We start from the raw sequence: 19,746 nt of genomic DNA, 5'->3' as shown, positions 1-19,746 counted from the left end.
TTGTTTCTCCTTTCCTGCTTTAATACGCATCTCTGTATGGTTTCGGAATATGATCCGGATCATTGAGAAGCGTAATAGCCGCATGCGCAGCCCAATACGGATCACGCAGCATGCCCCGGCCAATCGCGACAAGATCCGCTTCTTCCCTGTCTATAACCGCTTCCGCCAGCTCAGGATCTTCCAGCAAACCGACTGCGATGACGGGTACGTTCAAAGCCTCGCGGATTTGACGTGCAAAAGATACTTGATAGCCCGGGTAATTGCCCGGCTTTTTTTGTCCGGCGGGACCTTCTCCGCCTGTACTCACATGAAACACATCGACACCTGCAGTTCGGTAGGCTTTGCACAATTCAATGGCATGATCAATGTCATATCCGCCATCGGCGTACTCAATTGCCGAGATGCGGAAGATGAGCGGCATATCCGGGGGCATCTCTTTTTTCACCGCTTGTATGACTTCTACTCCAAAACGGGCAAGTTCTTGGCCGTAAATATCCTCGCGTTTATTGGTTAGAGGAGATTGGAATTGATGGATCAAGTAGCCGTGAGCCCCGTGCAGCTCGATCGTATCTACACCGGCTTTTATAGCGCGGCGGACTGCATCGGCAAATTTTCGGATGACGTCTTGTACCTCTTCAGTTGATAGGGCGTGCGGCATTTTATACGACGATCCGGGGAATTTTATCGCGGACGGAGCAATGGGAGTCACCGCGTCTTCCGTTTTCCTTCCGGCATGAGCGATCTGAATCCCGATCTTTCCGTTATGAGCATGTACGCCGTCGATAATTTTGGTGAAGGCCGGAATATGCTTGTCGGACCACAAACCAAGATCAAAATCGGTTATTCGGCCGTCGGGATCAATATCCGTCATTTCCATGATAATGAGGCCCGCTCCGCCTATCGCGCGGCTGAGATAGTGAACATAGTGCCAATCGCTTGGCATTCCATCTTTTGAAGTAACCGAATACTGGCACATTGGCGCCATGACAATACGATTTTTTAGGTGTAAACCTTTTAGATCCATGGATGAAAACAGTTTTCGAGCCATATTATTTGCCTCCAAAGACAGGATAGTTCAGCATCAGATGTACTGCTTGCATAAATTATATTCCCCATGCTAACATGAATCAAATTAATGTTATTAATCAAATATATGAGGAGATACTCATGAGCATTGCGAGATTTGAAATATTCTCCAAAGTAATCGAATTAGGCAGCTTTACCAAAGCAGCCGAGATGCTTAACATGACACAATCTGCAGTAAGTCATGCTATTGCCGGTTTGGAGACGGAATGGGGCATTACTCTCTTGATTCGCGATCGCAAAAAAGGTCTCATCCTTACGGATGTTGGCCACAAAACTCTGATTCATATCCGGGAAATCTTAAATCAGATGGAAAAACTCAAACAAGAAATCGCATTTGCATCAAAACTTGAAGCCGGCACTATACGAATCGGAAGTTTCGCTAGCGCGACCTCTTGCATATTGCCCAAAATCATTTCCAAGTTTCATAAAAAATATCCAAACATTGAGTTTATCTTTTTTGAAGGAACTTATGATGAAATTATGGAGTGGTTTGAGATCGGAGTGATCGATATCGGAATTGTCGTCCAACAAAATGTGAATACGGATCTGCATGTATTGCCGCTAATCCAAGATAAAATGGTAGTTGCCTTTCCTGAAGGGCATCGCTTCCAAAAAGTGCAAGCAATCGACGTACAGGATTTAAAAGAAGAATCGTTTATTATGCCTAAAGGAGTTTATCGATCTCATGTAGATGAAATCTTTTCCCAAGCCCAAATAAAACCCCGGGTTCGTTTTGAGGTTCAAGACTGTGCCACGATCGCAAGCATGGTGCAAGAAGGACTTGGCATTACTATCGGGCCTGAATTGTTTCTGAAAGACCAGCCAAACATTAAAATCGGGAACCTTAAACAACTCAATTGGCGTAACGTGGCATTAGCTTGTCCATCGGCTTCCGTTTCCCCGGCAGTTCGAGCATTCCTTACAGTGGCTCAAGACATGTTTACGCCTGAACCTCACCGATAAAGACCCGCATCAAGATAAAAACCCTTGATATACAAGGGTTTTTCAATCTTGCTATGGCCGGCGACGCACCGACTTTTTCCTATCGGTTCGAGAGTGCGACCTTGTAGACTTCGGTAAATAAAATCTTTCTAAAAAGATCGAAATCCGATTTCGAGAGTGATTGAGGATAGCTCATGATGTTGAGCGGAATTTCGCCCTCGCCTTCCTGAAGCGGCGGCTGTATGTATTCGAAATGATTGAAAATAAACCCCAACCGTTCATAAAAGCCTACTCTCCGCTGCGCCAATTCGTTGTCTGGGGGTTCCACCTCGAGCAGAACAGGTTTGCGCGACTCTCCGGCATATGCAGCCACTAGCTTTCCGCCTATGCCGCCTCCCCGCGTGGCTGGATCGACTGCAATGTGTTCCACGAAGCGAAACGAAGGGAATTCCCACGCGGCCAAAAAGGCTATCACTTTGTCGTTGTCATCCGTTTCCGTGATAAGGCGGTAGTAGGGGCTAGACAGCAGCGCCCGCTGTCCGGCATAAGTTCTCATTTCGCTATTCGGAAACGAAGCCTTCATAATGGCGAAAATTTCATCAAATTGCTTGTCGTTCATTGTATGGTTCTCCTTATTCGGTTATCGCGGCTAGGGCTAGAAGCGGCCGGAGCGAAAAATGGCGTAAATAAGCCACACAAACATGAGCAGCGCGATCACAAAGCCGATCTCAATGATAGGAATGCGCCAGAGCATCGTTTGCGAGTGGCTCAGGGCGGCGCCGATAATGAGTCCGACCATCACGATGCTAAGAGCCAGCAGCACGATACTGAACGAGAGCCGGTTGCTGATGCGGTCCATTTTTTTCATCAGGTCGTCCAGTTGAGGCACCCCGATTTCGACCCGCGCCTGTCCTTTCCGCATCCACGAAGACAACTGCTTCATGCCTGACGGAACTTCACGCAGCAAATCCATGTACTCGGGCGCATCCTCTATCCATGTTTTGAACATCTGTATGGGGTCCAACCGTTCCAGAAACAGCTTTTTCCCAAACGGCTCGGCCACATCAAAGACGCTCAAAGTCGGGTCCAGCGCCGACACTACCCCTTCCATCGTCAAAAGCGCTTTGCCGAGCAAGGTCAGCTCCGCCGGAATGCGTATCTGATGGCGGAACGCCACGGTAAACAGATCGTTGACGGCTTCTCCCAGACTGACCTGGTTTAACGGAACTTTGTAATATTTTTCGCGCATTTCATCGACGTCCGCATGCAGCAAGCTCTTGTCCGCATCCTCGGGGACAACGCCCATATTCGAAATGGCGCGTATGACGCCTTTCGTGCTTTGATTGCGCAGGGCGATGACAAACGAGGCGAAATGCTTTTTCGTCTCGGCGGCCAGCCGCCCTACCATGCCGAAGTCGAGCAGGGCGAGACTGCCGTCCGGAAGCGCCAGCACGTTGCCGGGGTGGGGATCGCCATGGAAAAAGCCGTCGACCATCACCTGATGGAAAATGGTCGAAGCAAACCGCTCCGCAAGCATCCTGCGGTCCAGTCCCGCCCGGTCAAGCTGTTCATGGTCGGACAGTTTGATGCCTTCTATGTATGCCATGGTCAGCACCCGCTTGGTGCTGTATTCCCAAAAGACTGCCGGCACATGAATGTAGTTCAGGGCTTTGCTTTGGATCGCGAATTTTTCCATGTTGCGCGCTTCCGTCCCGTAGTCCAATTCAGCGCGCAGCGCCTTTCCAATCTCGTCGATAATGTCGCGCAGCCGGTAATTCCGCGCCCATTCCAGACGGTTTTCGGCCAACCTTGCCCAATCCGCCAAAATGTCCAGATCGGTTTCGATAAGCGCATGAATGTCTGGCCGCTGTACTTTGACCGCGACTTCCGTGCCGTCCGGCAGGACAGCGCGGTAAACTTGCCCAATGGATGCCGACGCAAGCGGCGTCACGGAAAAATGCGCAAACAAACTTGAAATAGGCGCTCCGAGCTCCTGTTCGATAATTCGCGACGCTTCCTCGTAAGAGAACGCAGGCACGTTATCCTGAAGCTGTTCCAGCTCTTTCAGGATTTGGGACGGAATCAGGTCGGGGCGCGTGCTCGCGATTTGACCCAGCTTGACAAAAGTCGGACCCAACTCCTCCAGCAGCAGACGAATGCGCTCACCGACGCTTTTGGCCTGAATTCCCTTCCGTTCTGCGCTCCGAAACATCTTAAGCTTCTCGGTCAGCCCCATTTCATAAGAGACGTATCCGAGCCCGTTGCGTGCAAAAGCAGAGGCAATCGCCTGGTAACGCTGCAGCTGTCGAATCCGTTTTCCTGGGTTCATCTGCGGCCTCCTGTCAGTTATCTGTATGATCCTTCCGTTGCAAAGCTTCCAAAGCATCCAAACGCCGTTCGATCCGCGCGATGTCCTCCTGGGTTGCCGGACGGTGTTCACCCAGAATAGCATGTACACGTTCCCGCACCATCGACTCTATGTGCTGCCGGGTTTCCTCGCCCTTCTTCACGAGCTCATCCACCAAAGCGCGCGATTCGGACCGGTTCACTTCGCCTTTTTTCACCAGCTCGTCGATCGTCTTCTCCACCTGCTCTTTGCCGGCAATCGCCAGCCCTAATCCCAGCGAGATCGCTTTTCCGATAGTTTCTTTCATCATAAATCACGGCTCCTTGTTTATCAAATTTAAAAGCTCATGCTCTCTGTTGATTCCCAAAACGTAATCCATGGCAGGATGCGAAACGCCGTACCAAGCATGCTGATCTTTATTATGGTGCAATAAATGTTTCTTTTTCATCCACCTCCCCCGAGCGTTCCGGGGTTCCGGCCTGCAAAAGACCCAAAAACAAAGCAGTCGAGGACGGCTTGGTTTAAAAAGCCTCACTCAGGAAATTGGAGAGCAGTTCCTTCTCTTCCCCGGAAAGATCCGCGATTGACTTCAAAAGCTGGGATACGAGTTCCGTAATTTCAATGCCCAAATCATCGTTCATCGTTTGTATCACCGTACCGAGGACAGTTCCGACGAACATCGTCATCCCTGTTTCCTTGCTCGGAGCCCTATGAACAATGTGATGGATCAACGACTCGGTTTTGCCTCCGAGCTTCTTTAAGTATATAAGCAGCAAGCCGATCATGTATGCGCAAAAATTGATGCGGGTATTGATTTTCGAAATCTCATCCATCATTTTGCGAAGCGCCTCGTTGAGACTGCTGTGCTTCAAATCCTTGAGCAGCCTGGAAATGCTGCCGACCGTTTGATGCCAGTCCGCCGGATCGAGCGTTTCGCTGCGCAGCTGCTTGAACAGATCCATAGCTTTGGAAGTAGGCACGAACACAACCTGCGAGCGCCCGGTTTCTTTGGCGTTCACCTCGTAGCTGCGTGAAATGAAACCCAGAGTTTCTATGCCTTTAAGCATATCATATGCCGTCCATTTGCTCACGCCCAGCGCTTTAGCCAAAGTTTCGTAATGAATGGGCAAGTTCGTTTTCTGATACAAATCGATTAATTTTTGCAAAAATTGCTGACGGCGTTTAGTAAGCGACTCGATAGTTCCCGCACCTCCAATGCTTGATGATGTGGAAAAGTGTTTTTGGGTTTTTTGTGGTTAAATCGTAGCATCGAAAACAGGTAAAGTCAAGGCACGTGCACAAGCGCCTCTTCACGGCGGCGGCATTTGCGTTTTTTAATATTTCCTTTTCAAACGACCTGTGTTATATTTTGATCTGCTCCTCTTTTTTTGGTTTTTCGGGTGGTGTTTTTGTGTCTTTTGTGTATGTAAATTGTTTGGAGGGGATCACTCGTGCATTCACATCCCGATCGGTACGGGGTCGCCATTGCAGGTGCGGGATCGTATGTACCGCCCGGCTTGGTAACCAATTTTGATTTATCCGCGACGCTTGAAACATCCGATGAATGGATCGTCCAACGGACGGGCATTCGCCAAAGGCATATTGCAGCGGAATCGATGGACACGTCCGACCTTGCCGTTAGGGCGGCAGCGGAAGCTTTAAACCGGGCCGGGCTGCTGCGGGAGCAAATCGACCTTATCATTGTCGCCACTTCGACTCCTGAGCATGCTTTTCCGCCAACAGCCTCGCTGGTCAAGCAAAAGCTTGAAAGCCGCGCGCCCGCATTCGACATTTCGGCGGCTTGCTCAGGCTTTGTGTATGCCCTATCCGTCGCAAGCCATATGATCCGTTCCGGCGCCTGCAGCAACGCCCTGGTGATCGGCGCGGACAAGCTGTCGAAGCTGGTGGATTGGAACGACCGCAATACCGCGGTCCTGTTCGGGGACGGAGCCGGCGCAGCCGTGCTGCAATCCCGGGACTGCACGTTTCCCGGCTTTTCTCTGCTCGGTTCGGAGGAAGGAGGAGCGGAACTGCTGAAATCGCCGGTCGCAGGCCCCATTGCGATGAACGGGCGCGAAGTTTTCAAGTTCGGGGTGCGGATCATTGATGTTTTGCTTCGAAAAGTGATGGCGGAATTGAACCTTAAGATTGACGACATCGCTCTCATCATTCCGCACCAGGCCAACATCCGAATGATCGAAAGCGCCGCCGAAAAAGCGAATATCCCTATGGACAAATTTTTTGTGAATATCGAAAAATACGGAAATACTTCGGCGGCATCCATTCCGATAGCCCTTGCCGAAGCGATGGCGCAGCAACGTCTTCATTCCGGGGACATCGTCGTGCTGATCGGTTTTGGCGCTGGATTGACATGGGGAGTCCAGGTCATTCAGTTGGCTTGAACGTCCCGGCAGCGGCAAGCCCGGCCATGATCGGGCCGAGCACGTACGGCGGTGGCAAGCCCGGCGGCGAAGAGGAGCAGGCGTTGACAAATTTGCGGCTGCTCGTAACAGGCGCCTGCGCTTCGCTGTCTCCCGGCTAAACCGCCGTGTCCCCCCCATCCACCAGCAGGCTGGCGCCTATAATGAATGAAGCGTCGTCGCTGAAGTGGGGGGCACGGCCCTTCTTACCCAACCCACGCCTCCCCTGTACGAATTGCGGTGTTGAAGTGGGTGGGCACCTACCCACACCTCTCCCGCAATAAGGGGGGCTCGCTGTAGTTGGGGGGCAGCCCTTCTTCCCCACCCCATGTCTCCCCTGCGCGAATTGCGGTGCTGAAGTAGGTGGGCATCTACCCACATCTCTCCCGCAAAAAATGGGGGGGCTCGCTGTAGTTGGGAACGCAAGGGGGCTCGACAAGGAATAAACATGCAAAAGTGCAGGCTTTTTCCGCAAAAAAGGCCCATTTGGGCGAAAAGCCTGCGATAGTGCAGGAATTTTCGGTGAAAATGAACCTGAGCCCCTGTTCACGGCGAAAAGCCTGCACATTTGCAGGAATTTTCGTGGCCAGCGCATCTACCGGGCAAAAAACTGTACTTTTGCAGGTTTTCCTCATGCAACCAGGCAGATTGTGCAGCTGGCTCTGGCGTGCGGGTACTGGGCAACTGGGCAGCCTGAACAATCGCAAGTTTTCGGTACCGCCGCCTGGCCTGGCCGCATCATGAATGACTGCGCCAAAAACGAGGCCCCTCAGGCGGCCCGAATATTAAAAAAGGCACACCCATGCCAAAAGCGCATCGGTGTGCCTGATTCATGCTATGCTTGCCCGCTAAGTGGCCCCTTGGCCTTCATCCAAAGACTCGGCGTCCGGCGGCAATTGTCTGATTTGTTCAATATAGGCCGTTACATTGCGGTCTTCCAGTATCGGATAGCGGTATCCCAATCGTTCTGCGAGCGGCATGCCGACATTGCGAATCAACTCGCCCGCTTCAAAAAGCTTGTTCCACTGCTCTTCCGGGTCGGCGTCCACATAGAGCGAAATATACGCCTTGTAAATGTCAGGCCCCAGAAACCGCTTGAACCATTTTCCGGAACTGCCGACGTTCACCTGCCAATCATGGTTTATGCCCACATGCCACTCCAGAAGAAAGCGCAGCGATTCCATGAAATAATAGTCGTAGAGGTTTTTCACTCGCGGAATTTCGTCCCGCCACAGTTCTTTCGCGATATACACCTGGAGCCACCACAATTCAACGAGGTGTAGATCCCACAAATCTTGCGAAGGCCGCTTGACGAAATAGGAGCGGTCGCTCGGCTCAGGCAGGTTCAAATTCAAGTCGTCTTTATCGAGCAAAACTTTACTTAACGAGTCTTCAAAGACTTCCCGAATATTTTTGATGTCTTTAAAACTGAGATCGATTCTGACGCTGTCTTTGAACTGCATCATGTAAATGGAAGAGCCGTCCTCAAAATACTCATATTGAACGACAACGCGTTCGCCAAATTCGGAGATCCAGCTCCTGTCGGCATTGTACGGATGACGCTGCAAGTCGGCCATATAATAGTCAACGTCATAATCCTGCATAAAATCTTTCGGGGCATTCGGATTCGTACGCGAGCCGTTAAGCACAACACATCGAATATTCGCATCCCGACCGGTAAATTGTAAAATTTGCGCCAGCACTTCTTTTTCATTTCGCATAATCGTTTGACCTCCGCATTCTTTTTGGTATAGATGAACTTCACAGAATGCGGCAGGGGGGCCACGAGCGCGATTGATTCAATCAGCTTGTTATAAACAATTCAACATTTTCTTCATCGTTTGATCCATCCCTTCATTTTTCCACTACCAATAAGTTACCATTTCTTCGCCGGTCGTGCAGCTCGTAATTATGGCAAAATCAACTGCCTGAGATGCCTGGCCGTTTGCTCCGGGTGCGACAGCGGAAAATGATGAGCCTCCGGAATTTGCACGGTGCGCAAGGAGCGGTAACGTTCCGGCAATTGATATACCCGGTCCTTTGTACCCCATAGGATCGATATTTGCCCTTTGAGCAACGCTGCGGGCGAAACCTCGAAGCTCTCCGCGCGCGTGAGGGCGGCAAGGGCTTCGGCGGTCGTCTTCCGGACGCGCGGCGACCGCAGTTCCCCGAGGACATAATCGGCATACGCCGGCGGAATGTCCTCGATGCGCTCGAAGCAGCTTTGCGCCAGCAGCTGCTTCCGCAAGCCCGCCGCGTCAAGCCGGCGCAGCGCGAGCTCCGTCATGCGCGCGCTGCGGTACAGGCGCGGCGCGCTGTGCAGCACAGGCTGCAGCAGATGCAGCCCGGCGATGAGCTCGGGTACGCGTTCCAACGCTTTAGCGGCGAGCAATCCGCCCAGCGAATGACCGACCAGCGTAACCGGGGTGTCGAAAGAACGGATCGCCTGTACCAGCGATTCGACATGTCCCTTCAGCACACCCTGCCTGTGATGGTACGGGGAGCGGCCGAAGCCGGGGAGATCGACCAGGCATACGGACGATTCGGGGAACTGATCGGCAAGCGGGATCAGACAATCCGCTCCGCTTAAAGTTCCGTGCACGAACACGATCGGCGGATTCGTTTCCGGACCGCTTCCCTTCCGCTCCAGCGCCGCCAAAGGTCCGCGTTTGCTGTGAAAATATCCGGCCGGGTCAGGAGCGGAATGATGGAGCCTGAATTCCAGATCCGTGAATGTGAACGGCAGGACGGTTGCATTCACGGCATGGGCCAGCCCGTGTTTGCGCTGAACACCGCGCGCGGCTTCCAACGGGTAGCCGACATCCACGATAAAATCGAGCGATTCCTTCGGGATACCCAACTTGCGCCCCAACGGGGTGCCAAGCACTTTGGACAGCAAGGCCGGCGTTATCGAGCCGAGCGGCTTGCCGACCCGAAGCTCCTTGGCCATTTCCGATGCCAGCTTCACCATCGAAGGATTTTGCCGCTTTTCGTCCATCAAGTAATACGTGCCATTGGCAGGTTCGGACTCACCGGCAAGAGCGCTGATGAACTCGGCTGCGTGGTCCACGTGAACGAGCGGAAGCCAATGCGACTTGCCGCCGGGAACGAGCCCCATCAGCTTGCGCGCCGTGGAACCGACAAGAATGCCTAGCCCGCCGGTCTGCGGCGTATTTCCGTGCTCGGAGCTGCCGATGACGACGCTCGGATGGATGACGGAGAGCGGAAATCCTTCTTTGCGTGCGCCCCGGCGAATGTGCAAATCGGCCAAAAACTTCATCCGCTCATAAGGCGGATATTTCTCCAAACGGGCGATGACGGGTTCCGGCGAGCTCGCGTTCTCATCGGTGACTGGGCTTTTAAATCCAACCACATGGATTAAATGCCGCAGACCCTTGCGCTTATGAATGTGCGCAGCCAATGCCAGCATCTCGTCCGCAGCTTGCAGAAAAGCCGCCCGGGCCTCCTCCTCGCCGAGCAAAATATCCATCGGGCCGCCCGCATGGATGATGACATCCGCCGCCAAAGCCAGCTCCCTGTCCGCCTCGGTCAATCCGAGACCGGGCGCAGCCAAATCCCCGATGACCGGCGTCATGTATGCGGAATTCCACCCTGCTTCCAAGCTCATCTGTCTGTTAACCTGCTCCCATTTCTTGCGCGACCGGACAAGAACCGTGATCGTATGCTTCTCCCGGGAAAGCTGCAGCAGCGTATGCATGCCTATAAAACCTGTACCGCCAGTTACGAAAATGTGTGCCATTTCATTCGCTCGCTTTCTTTTTTAGCACTAAACAGTACTAATTTTTATTAAAAAAATTACTTTAGCAAAAATGCTAAAGATAAAAGTGAATCCTCCAGCAGGGTTGGATTTTGGCTTGCATGCCGCAGGAAAAGTCCGCCTTCGATCGCCGAGACGATGAATTGGGCGGTCGGTCCAACAGGCAGCCCCGCCTTGAACTCCCGTTTGTTCATGCCTTCGATCAGCAGAGCTTCTACCGTTGCGACCTGGTCGCGGAAAAAACGGCTCAGCTTCTCCTTAAAAACCGGTACATCCTGCGGCATTTGTGTGTAAAGGGTAAGAAACGGACATCCGCCCAAACATTCCAGCTCCTGGCGGGTCAGCATGTGCAGCAGCGCTTCAAAGCGTTCCCGGACGGACTTGTCCGTGCGCGAAGCGGCTTCGGCGATCATCCCCGAGTACATGTGAACGAGTTGATCAAGAATCGCCGACAACAGCTCCTCCTTGCTTTTGAAATAGTAGTAGATGTTCGTTTTGGACACCTTGCTCACGGCTACGATTTCATCCATACTTGTGGCAAGGTAGCCTTTGGTGAGAAACAAGGAGGCGGCGACTTCGAGAACGACATCGCGATTCGTTTTTTTATGTTTTTTCATCATGATTAGTACTATATAGTACTGAAATCTATTTGTCAAAATCGCCTGAAATTCCCGCGGCAGCAGCAAGCAGTTCAAAGGAACGGAGCCGCTTCGCATAGTCCGGTATCATCGTAACGGCCAAAAACTCCTCCACCTCATGCTGCTCCTTGAGCTCCGTCAACTGAGCGATCACCGAATCCCCGGTTCCCGCAAGCAGCTTCCCGGCAGCCGAAGACGTCCGCTCCGCTCCCGGCTGCATGCCGAACAGCACGCTTCCGGCAGTGCCCAGCCGCTGCGCCTCCTCCACCCTATCCGCGCATACGACGCCGACGGCGATGATGACCCGCGGCTTCCGCAAAAGCGCCGAAGGCCGGAACTGCTGCCGGTACGCGCCAATCGCTTCAGACGCGTCCTGCTCGCTCATGAATTGTCCGAACACGTAGCCTGTTCCGAATTGGGCCGCATAAGCGGCGCTCTTCAGGTTCGTTCCGAGCATCCACACCTGCGGCGGAACAGCAGGAACGGGCCTTGCCGTAACTAGCTGGCCCTCGCATTCATAATCGCCGGACAGCAGGCTCATCAGCCCTTGCAGCGTGTCCGGCAGGTTGCGGACGTTTTCCAGGAAATTGCCGCTTAGCGCAATTGCCGCTTGGGCCGAAGCGCCGGGCGCCCGGCCGATTCCGAGATCGATTCGGTCCGGATACAGGACGGACAGCGTATGGAATGTTTCGGCTACTTTAAGCGGCCTGTAATGCGGCAGCAGAAGCGCGCCGGAACCGAGCCTGATCCGGCTCGTCCGCGCGCCGATATGAGCAAGCAGCACTTCAGGCGACGTGCAGGCCAGACCCTGCATATCGTGATGCTCGGCGACCCAGTAACGCGAATAGCCGAGCTTTTCTGCGGTTTGCGCAAGCAGCACCGACTGTTCGAGCGCAAAAGCCGGTTCGGCGGGTGCGAAGACGGGAACTAGATCCAACACGCTTAGTTTCATAGCAAAAATCTCCTCCTTTTGCCATAATGCACCAAAAACACAGCGTGTACAACCCCGAATTCCCCCAACAGAAAAAAAACCCGTTCCGCAGCAGCCGAAGCTGTACGCGAAACAGGCGGATCCGCCTAAATATCCGGGCTATAATTCAATCATCGCTTTGATCACTTTGGATTCGGGCTTCAGCCAGGAATCGAAGGAGTGAATTGCATCGGCAAAAGGCACGCGGTGCGTCACGTAGCTGCCCGCATCGATGCCGCCGCTCTTTAACGCGCCGATCACCTGCTCAAAATCCTCCTTCGTGGCGTTCCGGCTCCCCATCAGCGTCAACTCGCGCTTGTGAAATTCCGGGTCGTGAAAAGCGATATCGGCCTTGACCAGTCCGACGAAGAGCAGCTTGCCGCCGTGGGCGGCGTAGCCGAATGAATCGGTCATCGACTGCTTGTTTCCCGTCGCATCGAAAACCGCCGTCGGGAAATCCCCGTCCGTCAGAAGCGCCAGCTGCTCCCTGGGCTCGCGCAGCGCATGAACCGTGTGGTCGGCCTTGGCCCACTGCCGGCAAAACGCCAGCCGCTCGTCGTTCACATCCATGGCGATAACCCGCGCGCCCTGACGCTTGGCAAACGCCATGACGCCCAGCCCGATCGGGCCGGAGCCGATGACAAGCGCCGTTTCCCCGCGGCGCAGCTCCGCTCTCCGGACCGCGTGAGCGCCAATGCTCAGCGGCTCCACGACCGCCGCCTGCTCCAGCGTCAAGCCATCCGTCTTGATCAGATGGCTGACAGGGACGGAGATATATTCCCGCATCCCTCCGTCGGCATGAACGCCCAGCACCGACATATCGGTGCAGCAGTTCGTTTTGCCCCTCCGGCAGGCGATGCAGCTTCCGCAGTGCATATAGGGGATGACGCTGACCTGATCGCCGCTCTCGAGCCCGCATCCGTCGCCTGCGACGGCTTCAACCGTGCCGGACAGCTCATGGCCAAGCACGCGCGGATACGTAAAGAACGGCTGATTCCCTTTATAGGCGTGAAGATCCGTGCCGCATATGCCGATCCGCCGGATGCGCACAAGAGCTTCTCCCGGAGCCGGAACGGGGACGGGCAGGTCAACGAATTTCAGCGAGTCCGCTCGCTCGCATACGATTCCTTTCATCACAGCGCCTCCCCCGCCGATTGCCCGGCATCGTTGTACTCAGGCCGACCGCTCGGCCAGCTGAGATTATGAACGGGCTGCAAAATGCGCAGCACCTCCGCCAGCAGCTCCCGGTCGATCGGCTCCTCCGTCCACGCTATATTGTTCGCGATATTCAGCGGACTGGCCGTGCTGACCAGCGTCGTCGGGATGCGTTCGTTAGCGGTGGAGAATTGCACCGCCAGCTTGGCAATATCGGTACCCCGACCGGCACAGTATTCCGCCGCTTGCCTGCAAGCCGCCTTAATCGGCCCGCCTGCCGGATGCCACTCCGGCGTTCCCCGCGTGCTCAGCAGCCCCATAGACAGCGGGGAAGCGTTCACCAATCCGATGCCCCGCTCCTCCAGCAAGGGAAGCAGGCCGAGCAGCGCCGTATCGTTCAGCGAATAATGGCAGTAGGATAAAATCACGTCCGCTTCAACACGGGGCAGCAGCCTTTCAAACAACCGGATCGGCAGGCCGGAAATGCCGTAAAAACGTATTTTGCCCTCCCGCTTCAACCGCTGCAAAGCCGGGATCGCTTCTTCTACGATCTGATCGGCGGACGCAAACTCGACGTCATGCAGGAAAAGCAGATCGACATAGTCCGTATGCAGGCGCCGGAAGCTTTCTTCCAGACTGCCGGCAATCCGCTCTTTGGAAAAATCGAAGCTGTCCTCGCCGTACCGTCCCACCTTCGTGGACAGCACCAACTTGCCGCGCGGCAGCTCCCGGATCGCTTTGCCCAGCACGGTTTCGGCTTTCGTCAAGCCATAGTAAGGGGCCACGTCGATGTAGTTGATTCCCGCATCGACCGCCGTATGTACGGTGCGGATTCCTTCCGCTTCATGCGCATCCCGGAAAACGCTTCCAAGCGAAGATGCGCCAAAGCTCAAAACGGAGACGTCCAGTCCCGTTCGTCCTAACGATCTGTATTTCACATCCATCACTCCCCATTGCGGATTTCTTCATTTCCTTTCATTTTATCAGCAATATCGAAATAAAAAATGATTTTAAATAGCAAATATATACTCTTTTTTGATATAATATTCAAAAAATATCCGGCCCGGAGGAGCAATAGATGACCCCTATCCGCAAGCAATTCGCAGCAGAACCCGCATTCCCGTTCGCATTTGTATACAAAGATACGAAAAACATACAAAGCGAGCTGCCGGACCACCTTCACGACTGGTATGAGCTTGTGTACGTGTACCGGGGACAAGGCACTTTCTTCATCGATCAAACTTTCTATGATATGCAGCAGGGCGATCTGTTCGCGATCCCGGGCAATACGATCCACCGGGCGCTTCCCGACAAGGACGATCCGGTCACCTCTTCCGCCGTCTTCTTCAGCCCCCTGCTCGTCCGGCATGCGGCGCTCGGCGATTCGTTCTCTTACCTGAGCTGTTTCGAGCAAGCCAAAAAGCGCAAACAGTACAAATTTGCGCTCGAATATTCGCAGCAGTCCGCCATCGAAGCCGGCCTCGAACAAATCCAGCTCGAGATGGCGGCCAAACATCCGGGTTACCGTCAGGCGGTTGTGCTCCATTTGCAGCAAATGCTGCTCTATTTGAACCGCACAGTCGAGCCCGGAGGCCGCCACCGCATAGCGGATTCGCCGTTCGGCCCGTTATGGATCCGGGAAATACTGCCGTATATCGACGAGCATTTGCACGAAAGCATCGGGCTTGCCGAGCTCTCGCGCAGGGCAGCCGTCACGCCGGCTCATTTCAGCCGCTCGTTCAAACAGTTTACCGGAATGAATTTGACCGCTTATGTGACGACCAAACGGATGATCCGCGCCAAGGAACATCTGGCCGTCTCCGACCATACGATCGGCCGCATCGCCGAGCTTTGCGGATTTGAAACGCTGCCGCACTTTCACCGCATGTTTAAGCGGATTATGGGATTGACTCCGGCCGCCTACAGAAAATCGCTGGAATCAGGCCGCTCTCATTGATAATCGTCGTACAGACTCGAATAATTGAGCAGCAGCGTTAAGAAGCCGGCTACGATGAAAAGAAAAAATCCCAAAATTTCCAAATGGTACACGTTAGGGAAAACGATGAAGCAAAAACCGGTAATCAAAGCCGCCCAGTTTTGCCATGCTTTTTTTCCCGATTTGCCGATCGCCAGCAAGGAGCAAAGAAACTGAATAGCACCGAGCGCTACGCAAACGACCGTGGCATTTTGCAGCCCGGAGAAGCCGAATATCCAGGGAGCGGCAATAAAACAGACGCCAATGCATGCAGACAGCACATTTTTGATCATGGCCCGTCTTCACCTCCATGATGAACCTTGATCCCATTATATGCAAACGCTTTCAGATATGTGCCGCAAGCTGTCGCCTTTTTGTGAATCATGTCCGCGTTTGCCGCTTCTGCATGCCGTGAAAATTTAGACTGCCTGTTCCCCTGATGATTCCGCTATAATGGATATAATTGATACAACAACCATTCTTAATTTTTTTCGGGGGACAGCCGATGTCATCTTCGCTTCGTTTCAAGTTACTTGCAGCCTTAGTGCTCATTACTTCCATATCTTTATTTATCGTCGGTTTCGCCAATTACAAGCTGTCCAGAGACAGATTGATCCAGCAGTTGGAAGAACAATCGCTCTCCACAGTTAAAAATTCAGCGCAAAATTTGTATGACTTTCTTTCGATTCGTCTGGCCGAGATTGAATTGATCAGCCGCATGAGCGTAATGAAGCAGGGGACGCTGAAGGAACAGCTCGATTTTTTGAACCAGGAGCTGCGGGCCGGCGGGGAACGCTACGACTCGATGGGAATCGCCGACCTTGCCGGCAATTTGACGCTGACTACAGGCGAAGTACTGAATATTCGGGGAGAAAAATATTACACGGACGCCATGTCCGGCAAAACGTCCATCTCCGACCCTTATTTCTCGAATAAAGGGGATTACATCATCAGCATCACCGTACCGGTATTTAACGACCGGAAGCAATTGATCAGCATCGTCGATATTTCGCTCGACGCCGCGGCAACGTTCCGCCAGCATCTGGTTCCGCCTTTGCTGAACGGACGAAATCTGCTGATCAACCGCGAAGGGCTCATGCTGTACAATACCCAGCCTTCGTTGATTTTGAAGCGAAACTTGTTCACCTCACTCGCCGATAAAGCTCCCGAGTTCAAAGAGATGCTGTCCCATGACTCCGGCTCTTTCAACGTCACGTTCGACGAAAACGAAATGCACCTTTTTTATACCCGCGTGCCCAAACTGGATTGGTACCTCGCCTATTCCGTGCCCAAAAGCACGTTCGAAGCGCCGGCCGAGCCGCTGCTGTGGACGACCGTCGGCTTGATCGTGTTCACCGAGCTTGTCCTGTCGTGTTTGATTTATTGGACAGCCTATTCGCTCATTATCAAACGCATTTTGCAAATCCTGCACGTTACCGAGGCGGTTGCCGACGGAGATTTCTATATGAAGCCGCTTTTCTTCAAAAGCAAGGACGAGCTCGGGGCGCTGGCCCACTCGGTGAACGGAATGATCGAGAACTTGCGGGAGCTTTTCGAGCCGTTCGAGGCTTTTATCCGGCATAATCAGTATGCGATGATCGTGATCGATCCCTGCTTCACCGTTCTTCATTTCAATCAGCGGGCCGAGGAAATGCTCGGCTATTCGTACGCCGATGTCGTGAAAAAGGCGACGCCTGCGCTGTGGCTGGACCACGGGCAGCTTCAGGACAGAGCCGCGCGCTACTCGGCCGAGCTGAACGAGCATGTGCCTGCCGACAGTACGGCGCTCGTCATTAAATCGCTGCGCAGGCGGCGCGAGGATACGGAATGGATCTGGCGCCGCAGGGACGGCAGCCGCCTGTATGTGGAATCGAACATCAGCGTCATTACACATCCGGACGGAAGCTTGAAAGGATACGTGTGCATCGCCCGGGACGTCAGCGAAATCAAGGAAAGCACGGCTACGAAAGAGCGGCTGCTCGCTATTATGGAAAGCGCCCACGACATCATTCTCACCTTTGACCGGAAGGGCAACATTTTGTACATGAACCAGGCCGGCAAAAAATATTGCGAAATCGGCGACGAAGAGCTGGCGGTTCGGCGCCATTTCAGCCATTACGTGGAAATCTTGTGCAGCGTCGATTTTGACGAAGGGTTGGCTCTCGCCGTCAAGCAAGGCTTTTGGGAGTTTGAAGCTGAATTTTTGACCAGGAATAACCGCGCTCTTTTTATGTCGCTTATTATTGTTCCTCACATTACGACGGAAGGAAGCGCCTATTACTACTCGGCGATCACCCGGGACATTACGGATCAAAAGCGCTCGCAGGAAGAGCTTATCCGGGCCAAGCGGGAAGCCGACGAGGCCAATCAGGCCAAGAGCATGTTCCTTGCGCGCATGAGCCACGAAATCCGTACTCCGCTAAACGGGATTATGGGATTGACGTATTTGCTGGAGCGTACCGGCATGTCCGCGCTTCAGAAAGACTATGTCGGCAAAATCGCTTCATCGTCGCAGGCGCTCTCCCAAATCATTAACGATATTCTCGATTTCTCCAAAATGGAAGCGGACAAGCTGACCTTCGAGCGCATTCCGTTCCAGCTGGCGGAAACGCTTGACCGGATTTGCGAAACTTTGAGCGTCCTGCTCGGCAACAAGCCGATCGAGTTTATTTGCAGCGTAGATCCGCAGGTTCCTTCCACCCTGGTTGGCGATCCGCTGCGGATTTATCAAATTTTGCTCAATCTGACCAGCAATGCGGTTAAATTTACCGAAGAAGGATCGATAACCGTGCGGATCGGGGTCGAGGAGTCCGGGCAGGAGTCCGGCCAAGACGAGGTGCTGCTCGCTATTACGGTCAGCGATACCGGCATAGGCATTCCCGAATCCCAGCTAACGAAGCTCTTTCAGCCTTTTGCCCAGGCCGACGGTTCAACAAGCCGCAGATTCGGAGGCACCGGACTGGGACTTGTCATCTGCAAAAATTTAATCGAACAGATGGGCGGCAGCCTCGACGTCTGCAGCGAGCCCGGCGCGGGCAGCGAGTTCCGGATGCGCATCCCTTTCGAGCTTTGCGCTCAGCAGGAAACCGCTGCACCGCTTCTCCCGGTGAAAGCGCTCGTCGCCGAAGACGAGCCGGCGCTGCGGGAAACTTTGGTGAACATGCTGCATTCGATTTGCGAAGAAGCGGCCGGCGTTTCCTCCTGGACCGAAGCGTTGAAAGCGGCGGGCGTAATCCCGCTCGATCTGCTGATCCTTGACATGGAGGCGCCGGATATGTACGGAATAGAAGCATGGTTGGAGATGAAATTCATCTGCGACCGTCACAACATCCGCACGATTCTGTACACGTCCTTGGCAGGACACGATGCGCTCGCCCAGCTTCCGGAAGAGGCCAGACCCGACGCCGTGTTGGTCAAGCCCGTAAGCCTGAGGGCTTTGCAGCATGCGATCGACACTGTAACGGCCGCCGGCGCCGTGGACTCCGTTGAGCAGACGACGGAGGGCAAGCAGGCCAAAGCGGAAAATGAGGAGCGCATTCTGATCGTGGAAGATAACGAGATCAATCAAATTGTCGCCCGGTCGCTGCTGGAGAACAGAGGCTACGCCGTCCAGGTTGCCAACAACGGATTCGAAGCCATCAACCAGTTGTACAACGGCGCCTGCTCGCTCATATTGATGGATATACACATGCCTGTTCTGGACGGCATCGAGACGACCGTGCTCATCCGGCAATTTCCGGAACTCAGGTCAATCCCGATCATCGCGCTTACGGCCGATTCCACGAACGAACAGCGCAAGGCGTGCCTTCAGGCAGGTATGAACGACGCAATTGCAAAGCCGATTCATCCCGACAGTCTGTTTGAAGTCATCGACCGCTATTTGGCGAAGGACAAGCAGACTCCCGAAGACTACCCGAAAAACTTGCCGGATACCGCTCCGCAGCGGCCTCACTTTGAAGCTTGTCTCGATACCGGGCAAGCACTCGAACGATTAGGCGGGCGGGAATATCTCTATCGCCACATGCTGGACAAATTCCATGATCAATTCACCGATGCGGTGCCGCAGCTGCAATCGATGATTCAATCCAACCGTTACCCGGAAGCGTTGCGGGCGCTGCATACTTTGCGGGGAGCGGCCGGGAACATCTCGGCAAACCGTGTATTGCAGACGGCCAGCGAGCTGGAGACCGCGCTTGCGAATGCGGCGGAGAGCGAAGGGCCGGCGCTTTTGCTGAAGCTGCAAACCTTTGCGGACGAAATGAGCGAGTTGTTTCAAGCCATAGAAATGATGAAAACAAGATAAAACAGTATGTTCCATGCATAAATAGAACTAATTAACTAGTTTAACCAAGTTTTTTCAGCGTTCCTACAAATTTCGACACATTTCGCGAAAACTTCCGCCTATAATCAAATTACCCTCATAGTCTAAAAGAAC

Annotated in this window: 18 protein-coding genes; 6 read left to right on the top strand and 12 right to left on the bottom strand. The window is 53.6% G+C overall.

What is annotated here, in order from left to right:
* Nucleotides 1-19: 19 nt before the first annotated feature.
* Complete coding sequence (locus tag AC3G2T_RS26700) at nucleotides 20-1,048, bottom strand: NADH:flavin oxidoreductase/NADH oxidase (protein WP_488437494.1); 1,029 nt, start codon at nucleotides 1,046-1,048, stop codon at nucleotides 20-22.
* 119 nt (nucleotides 1,049-1,167) lie between these two features.
* On the opposite strand from AC3G2T_RS26700, the gene AC3G2T_RS26695 reads away from it, so the two are divergent.
* Nucleotides 1,168-2,049, top strand: coding sequence for a LysR family transcriptional regulator (locus AC3G2T_RS26695; RefSeq protein ID WP_488437493.1), 882 nt, complete (start codon nucleotides 1,168-1,170; stop codon nucleotides 2,047-2,049).
* Nucleotides 2,050-2,128: 79 nt separating this feature from the next.
* On the opposite strand, the gene AC3G2T_RS26690 is transcribed toward AC3G2T_RS26695, so the two are convergent.
* The 4 genes from AC3G2T_RS26690 to AC3G2T_RS26675 form a co-directional block, all read right to left on the bottom strand.
* Nucleotides 2,129-2,647, bottom strand: a complete 519-nt coding sequence (locus AC3G2T_RS26690; RefSeq protein WP_488437492.1) for a GNAT family N-acetyltransferase — start codon at nucleotides 2,645-2,647, stop codon at nucleotides 2,129-2,131.
* 36 nt (nucleotides 2,648-2,683) lie between these two features.
* Nucleotides 2,684-4,357: an ABC1 kinase family protein gene (locus tag AC3G2T_RS26685; protein WP_488437491.1), complete on the bottom strand. Its 1,674-nt coding sequence runs from the start codon at nucleotides 4,355-4,357 to the stop codon at nucleotides 2,684-2,686.
* Nucleotides 4,358-4,370: 13 nt separating this feature from the next.
* Nucleotides 4,371-4,685 carry a phasin family protein gene (locus tag AC3G2T_RS26680; RefSeq protein ID WP_474683578.1) on the bottom strand — a complete coding sequence of 105 codons (315 nt, stop codon included), beginning with the start codon at nucleotides 4,683-4,685 and terminating at the stop codon, nucleotides 4,371-4,373.
* A 211-nt stretch (nucleotides 4,686-4,896) separates the two neighbouring features.
* Nucleotides 4,897-5,541, bottom strand: a complete 645-nt coding sequence (locus AC3G2T_RS26675) for an Lrp/AsnC family transcriptional regulator (RefSeq protein ID WP_474683577.1) — start codon at nucleotides 5,539-5,541, stop codon at nucleotides 4,897-4,899.
* Nucleotides 5,542-5,826: 285 nt separating this feature from the next.
* Here AC3G2T_RS26675 and AC3G2T_RS26670 point away from each other — a divergent pair, with 285 nt between their 5' ends.
* The 3 genes from AC3G2T_RS26670 (at nucleotide 5,827) to AC3G2T_RS26660 (ending at nucleotide 7,539) form a co-directional block, all read left to right on the top strand.
* Nucleotides 5,827-6,777, top strand: coding sequence for a beta-ketoacyl-ACP synthase III (locus tag AC3G2T_RS26670; RefSeq protein WP_488437490.1), 951 nt, complete (start codon nucleotides 5,827-5,829; stop codon nucleotides 6,775-6,777).
* Complete coding sequence (locus AC3G2T_RS26665) at nucleotides 6,774-6,917, top strand: hypothetical protein (RefSeq protein ID WP_488437489.1); 144 nt, start codon at nucleotides 6,774-6,776, stop codon at nucleotides 6,915-6,917. Before AC3G2T_RS26670 ends, AC3G2T_RS26665 begins: the two co-directional genes overlap by 4 nt.
* A gap of 292 nt (nucleotides 6,918-7,209) precedes the next feature.
* Nucleotides 7,210-7,539, top strand: a complete 330-nt coding sequence (locus AC3G2T_RS26660; RefSeq protein WP_488437488.1) for a hypothetical protein — start codon at nucleotides 7,210-7,212, stop codon at nucleotides 7,537-7,539.
* A 104-nt stretch (nucleotides 7,540-7,643) separates the two neighbouring features.
* Here the strand turns inward: AC3G2T_RS26660 and AC3G2T_RS26655 are convergent, their stop codons facing one another.
* The 6 genes from AC3G2T_RS26655 to AC3G2T_RS26630 all read right to left on the bottom strand — a co-directional run bounded on the left by AC3G2T_RS26655 (nucleotide 7,644) and on the right by AC3G2T_RS26630 (nucleotide 14,274).
* On the bottom strand, nucleotides 7,644-8,516 hold the full coding sequence (locus tag AC3G2T_RS26655; protein WP_488437487.1) for an aminoglycoside 6-adenylyltransferase: 873 nt from the start codon (nucleotides 8,514-8,516) through the stop codon (nucleotides 7,644-7,646).
* Nucleotides 8,517-8,704: 188 nt separating this feature from the next.
* A complete protein-coding gene (locus AC3G2T_RS26650) occupies nucleotides 8,705-10,555 on the bottom strand; it encodes an alpha/beta fold hydrolase (protein WP_488437486.1) in 1,851 nt (616 codons plus the stop codon).
* Between the two features lie 56 nt (nucleotides 10,556-10,611).
* Nucleotides 10,612-11,193 carry a TetR/AcrR family transcriptional regulator gene (locus AC3G2T_RS26645; RefSeq protein ID WP_474683571.1) on the bottom strand — a complete coding sequence of 194 codons (582 nt, stop codon included), beginning with the start codon at nucleotides 11,191-11,193 and terminating at the stop codon, nucleotides 10,612-10,614.
* Nucleotides 11,194-11,218: 25 nt separating this feature from the next.
* Nucleotides 11,219-12,163, bottom strand: a complete 945-nt coding sequence (locus AC3G2T_RS26640; protein WP_488437485.1) for an MsnO8 family LLM class oxidoreductase — start codon at nucleotides 12,161-12,163, stop codon at nucleotides 11,219-11,221.
* Between the two features lie 138 nt (nucleotides 12,164-12,301).
* On the bottom strand, nucleotides 12,302-13,315 hold the full coding sequence (locus AC3G2T_RS26635; protein ID WP_488437484.1) for a zinc-binding alcohol dehydrogenase family protein: 1,014 nt from the start codon (nucleotides 13,313-13,315) through the stop codon (nucleotides 12,302-12,304).
* The gene (locus AC3G2T_RS26630; protein WP_488437483.1) at nucleotides 13,315-14,274 is read right to left on the bottom strand and encodes an aldo/keto reductase; all 960 of its coding nucleotides are present in this window, start codon (nucleotides 14,272-14,274) and stop codon (nucleotides 13,315-13,317) included. Before AC3G2T_RS26630 ends, AC3G2T_RS26635 begins: the two co-directional genes overlap by 1 nt.
* A 140-nt stretch (nucleotides 14,275-14,414) precedes the next feature.
* On the opposite strand from AC3G2T_RS26630, the gene AC3G2T_RS26625 reads away from it, so the two are divergent.
* Nucleotides 14,415-15,293 (top strand): helix-turn-helix domain-containing protein, encoded by an 879-nt coding sequence (locus tag AC3G2T_RS26625; RefSeq protein WP_488437482.1) that lies wholly within the window; start codon nucleotides 14,415-14,417, stop codon nucleotides 15,291-15,293.
* Here AC3G2T_RS26625 and AC3G2T_RS26620 read toward each other — a convergent pair.
* Nucleotides 15,287-15,604 carry an SPW repeat protein gene (locus AC3G2T_RS26620; protein WP_474683566.1) on the bottom strand — a complete coding sequence of 106 codons (318 nt, stop codon included), beginning with the start codon at nucleotides 15,602-15,604 and terminating at the stop codon, nucleotides 15,287-15,289. The two genes, AC3G2T_RS26625 and AC3G2T_RS26620, sit on opposite strands and share 7 nt — an antisense overlap.
* A gap of 212 nt (nucleotides 15,605-15,816) precedes the next feature.
* On the opposite strand from AC3G2T_RS26620, the gene AC3G2T_RS26615 reads away from it, so the two are divergent.
* Complete coding sequence (locus tag AC3G2T_RS26615) at nucleotides 15,817-19,614, top strand: response regulator (RefSeq protein WP_474683565.1); 3,798 nt, start codon at nucleotides 15,817-15,819, stop codon at nucleotides 19,612-19,614.
* Nucleotides 19,615-19,746: the final 132 nt, after the last annotated feature.

The organism is Paenibacillus sp. sgz302191 (assembly GCF_057749925.1).
This window is presented reverse-complemented; position numbering and strand designations above follow the sequence as displayed.

Coding starts and splice junctions, on each gene's coding strand:
- AC3G2T_RS26700 (WP_488437494.1), bottom strand. CDS start 1,048: ATGGCTCGAAAACTGTTTTCATCCATGGATCTAAAAGGTTTACACCTA.
- AC3G2T_RS26695 (WP_488437493.1), top strand. CDS start 1,168: ATGAGCATTGCGAGATTTGAAATATTCTCCAAAGTAATCGAATTAGGC.
- AC3G2T_RS26690 (WP_488437492.1), bottom strand. CDS start 2,647: ATGAACGACAAGCAATTTGATGAAATTTTCGCCATTATGAAGGCTTCG.
- AC3G2T_RS26685 (WP_488437491.1), bottom strand. CDS start 4,357: ATGAACCCAGGAAAACGGATTCGACAGCTGCAGCGTTACCAGGCGATT.
- AC3G2T_RS26680 (WP_474683578.1), bottom strand. CDS start 4,685: ATGATGAAAGAAACTATCGGAAAAGCGATCTCGCTGGGATTAGGGCTG.
- AC3G2T_RS26655 (WP_488437487.1), bottom strand. CDS start 8,516: ATGCGAAATGAAAAAGAAGTGCTGGCGCAAATTTTACAATTTACCGGT.
- AC3G2T_RS26650 (WP_488437486.1), bottom strand. CDS start 10,555: ATGGCACACATTTTCGTAACTGGCGGTACAGGTTTTATAGGCATGCAT.
- AC3G2T_RS26645 (WP_474683571.1), bottom strand. CDS start 11,193: ATGATGAAAAAACATAAAAAAACGAATCGCGATGTCGTTCTCGAAGTC.
- AC3G2T_RS26640 (WP_488437485.1), bottom strand. CDS start 12,163: ATGAAACTAAGCGTGTTGGATCTAGTTCCCGTCTTCGCACCCGCCGAA.
- AC3G2T_RS26635 (WP_488437484.1), bottom strand. CDS start 13,315: ATGAAAGGAATCGTATGCGAGCGAGCGGACTCGCTGAAATTCGTTGAC.
- AC3G2T_RS26625 (WP_488437482.1), top strand. CDS start 14,415: ATGACCCCTATCCGCAAGCAATTCGCAGCAGAACCCGCATTCCCGTTC.
- AC3G2T_RS26620 (WP_474683566.1), bottom strand. CDS start 15,604: ATGATCAAAAATGTGCTGTCTGCATGCATTGGCGTCTGTTTTATTGCC.
- AC3G2T_RS26615 (WP_474683565.1), top strand. CDS start 15,817: ATGTCATCTTCGCTTCGTTTCAAGTTACTTGCAGCCTTAGTGCTCATT.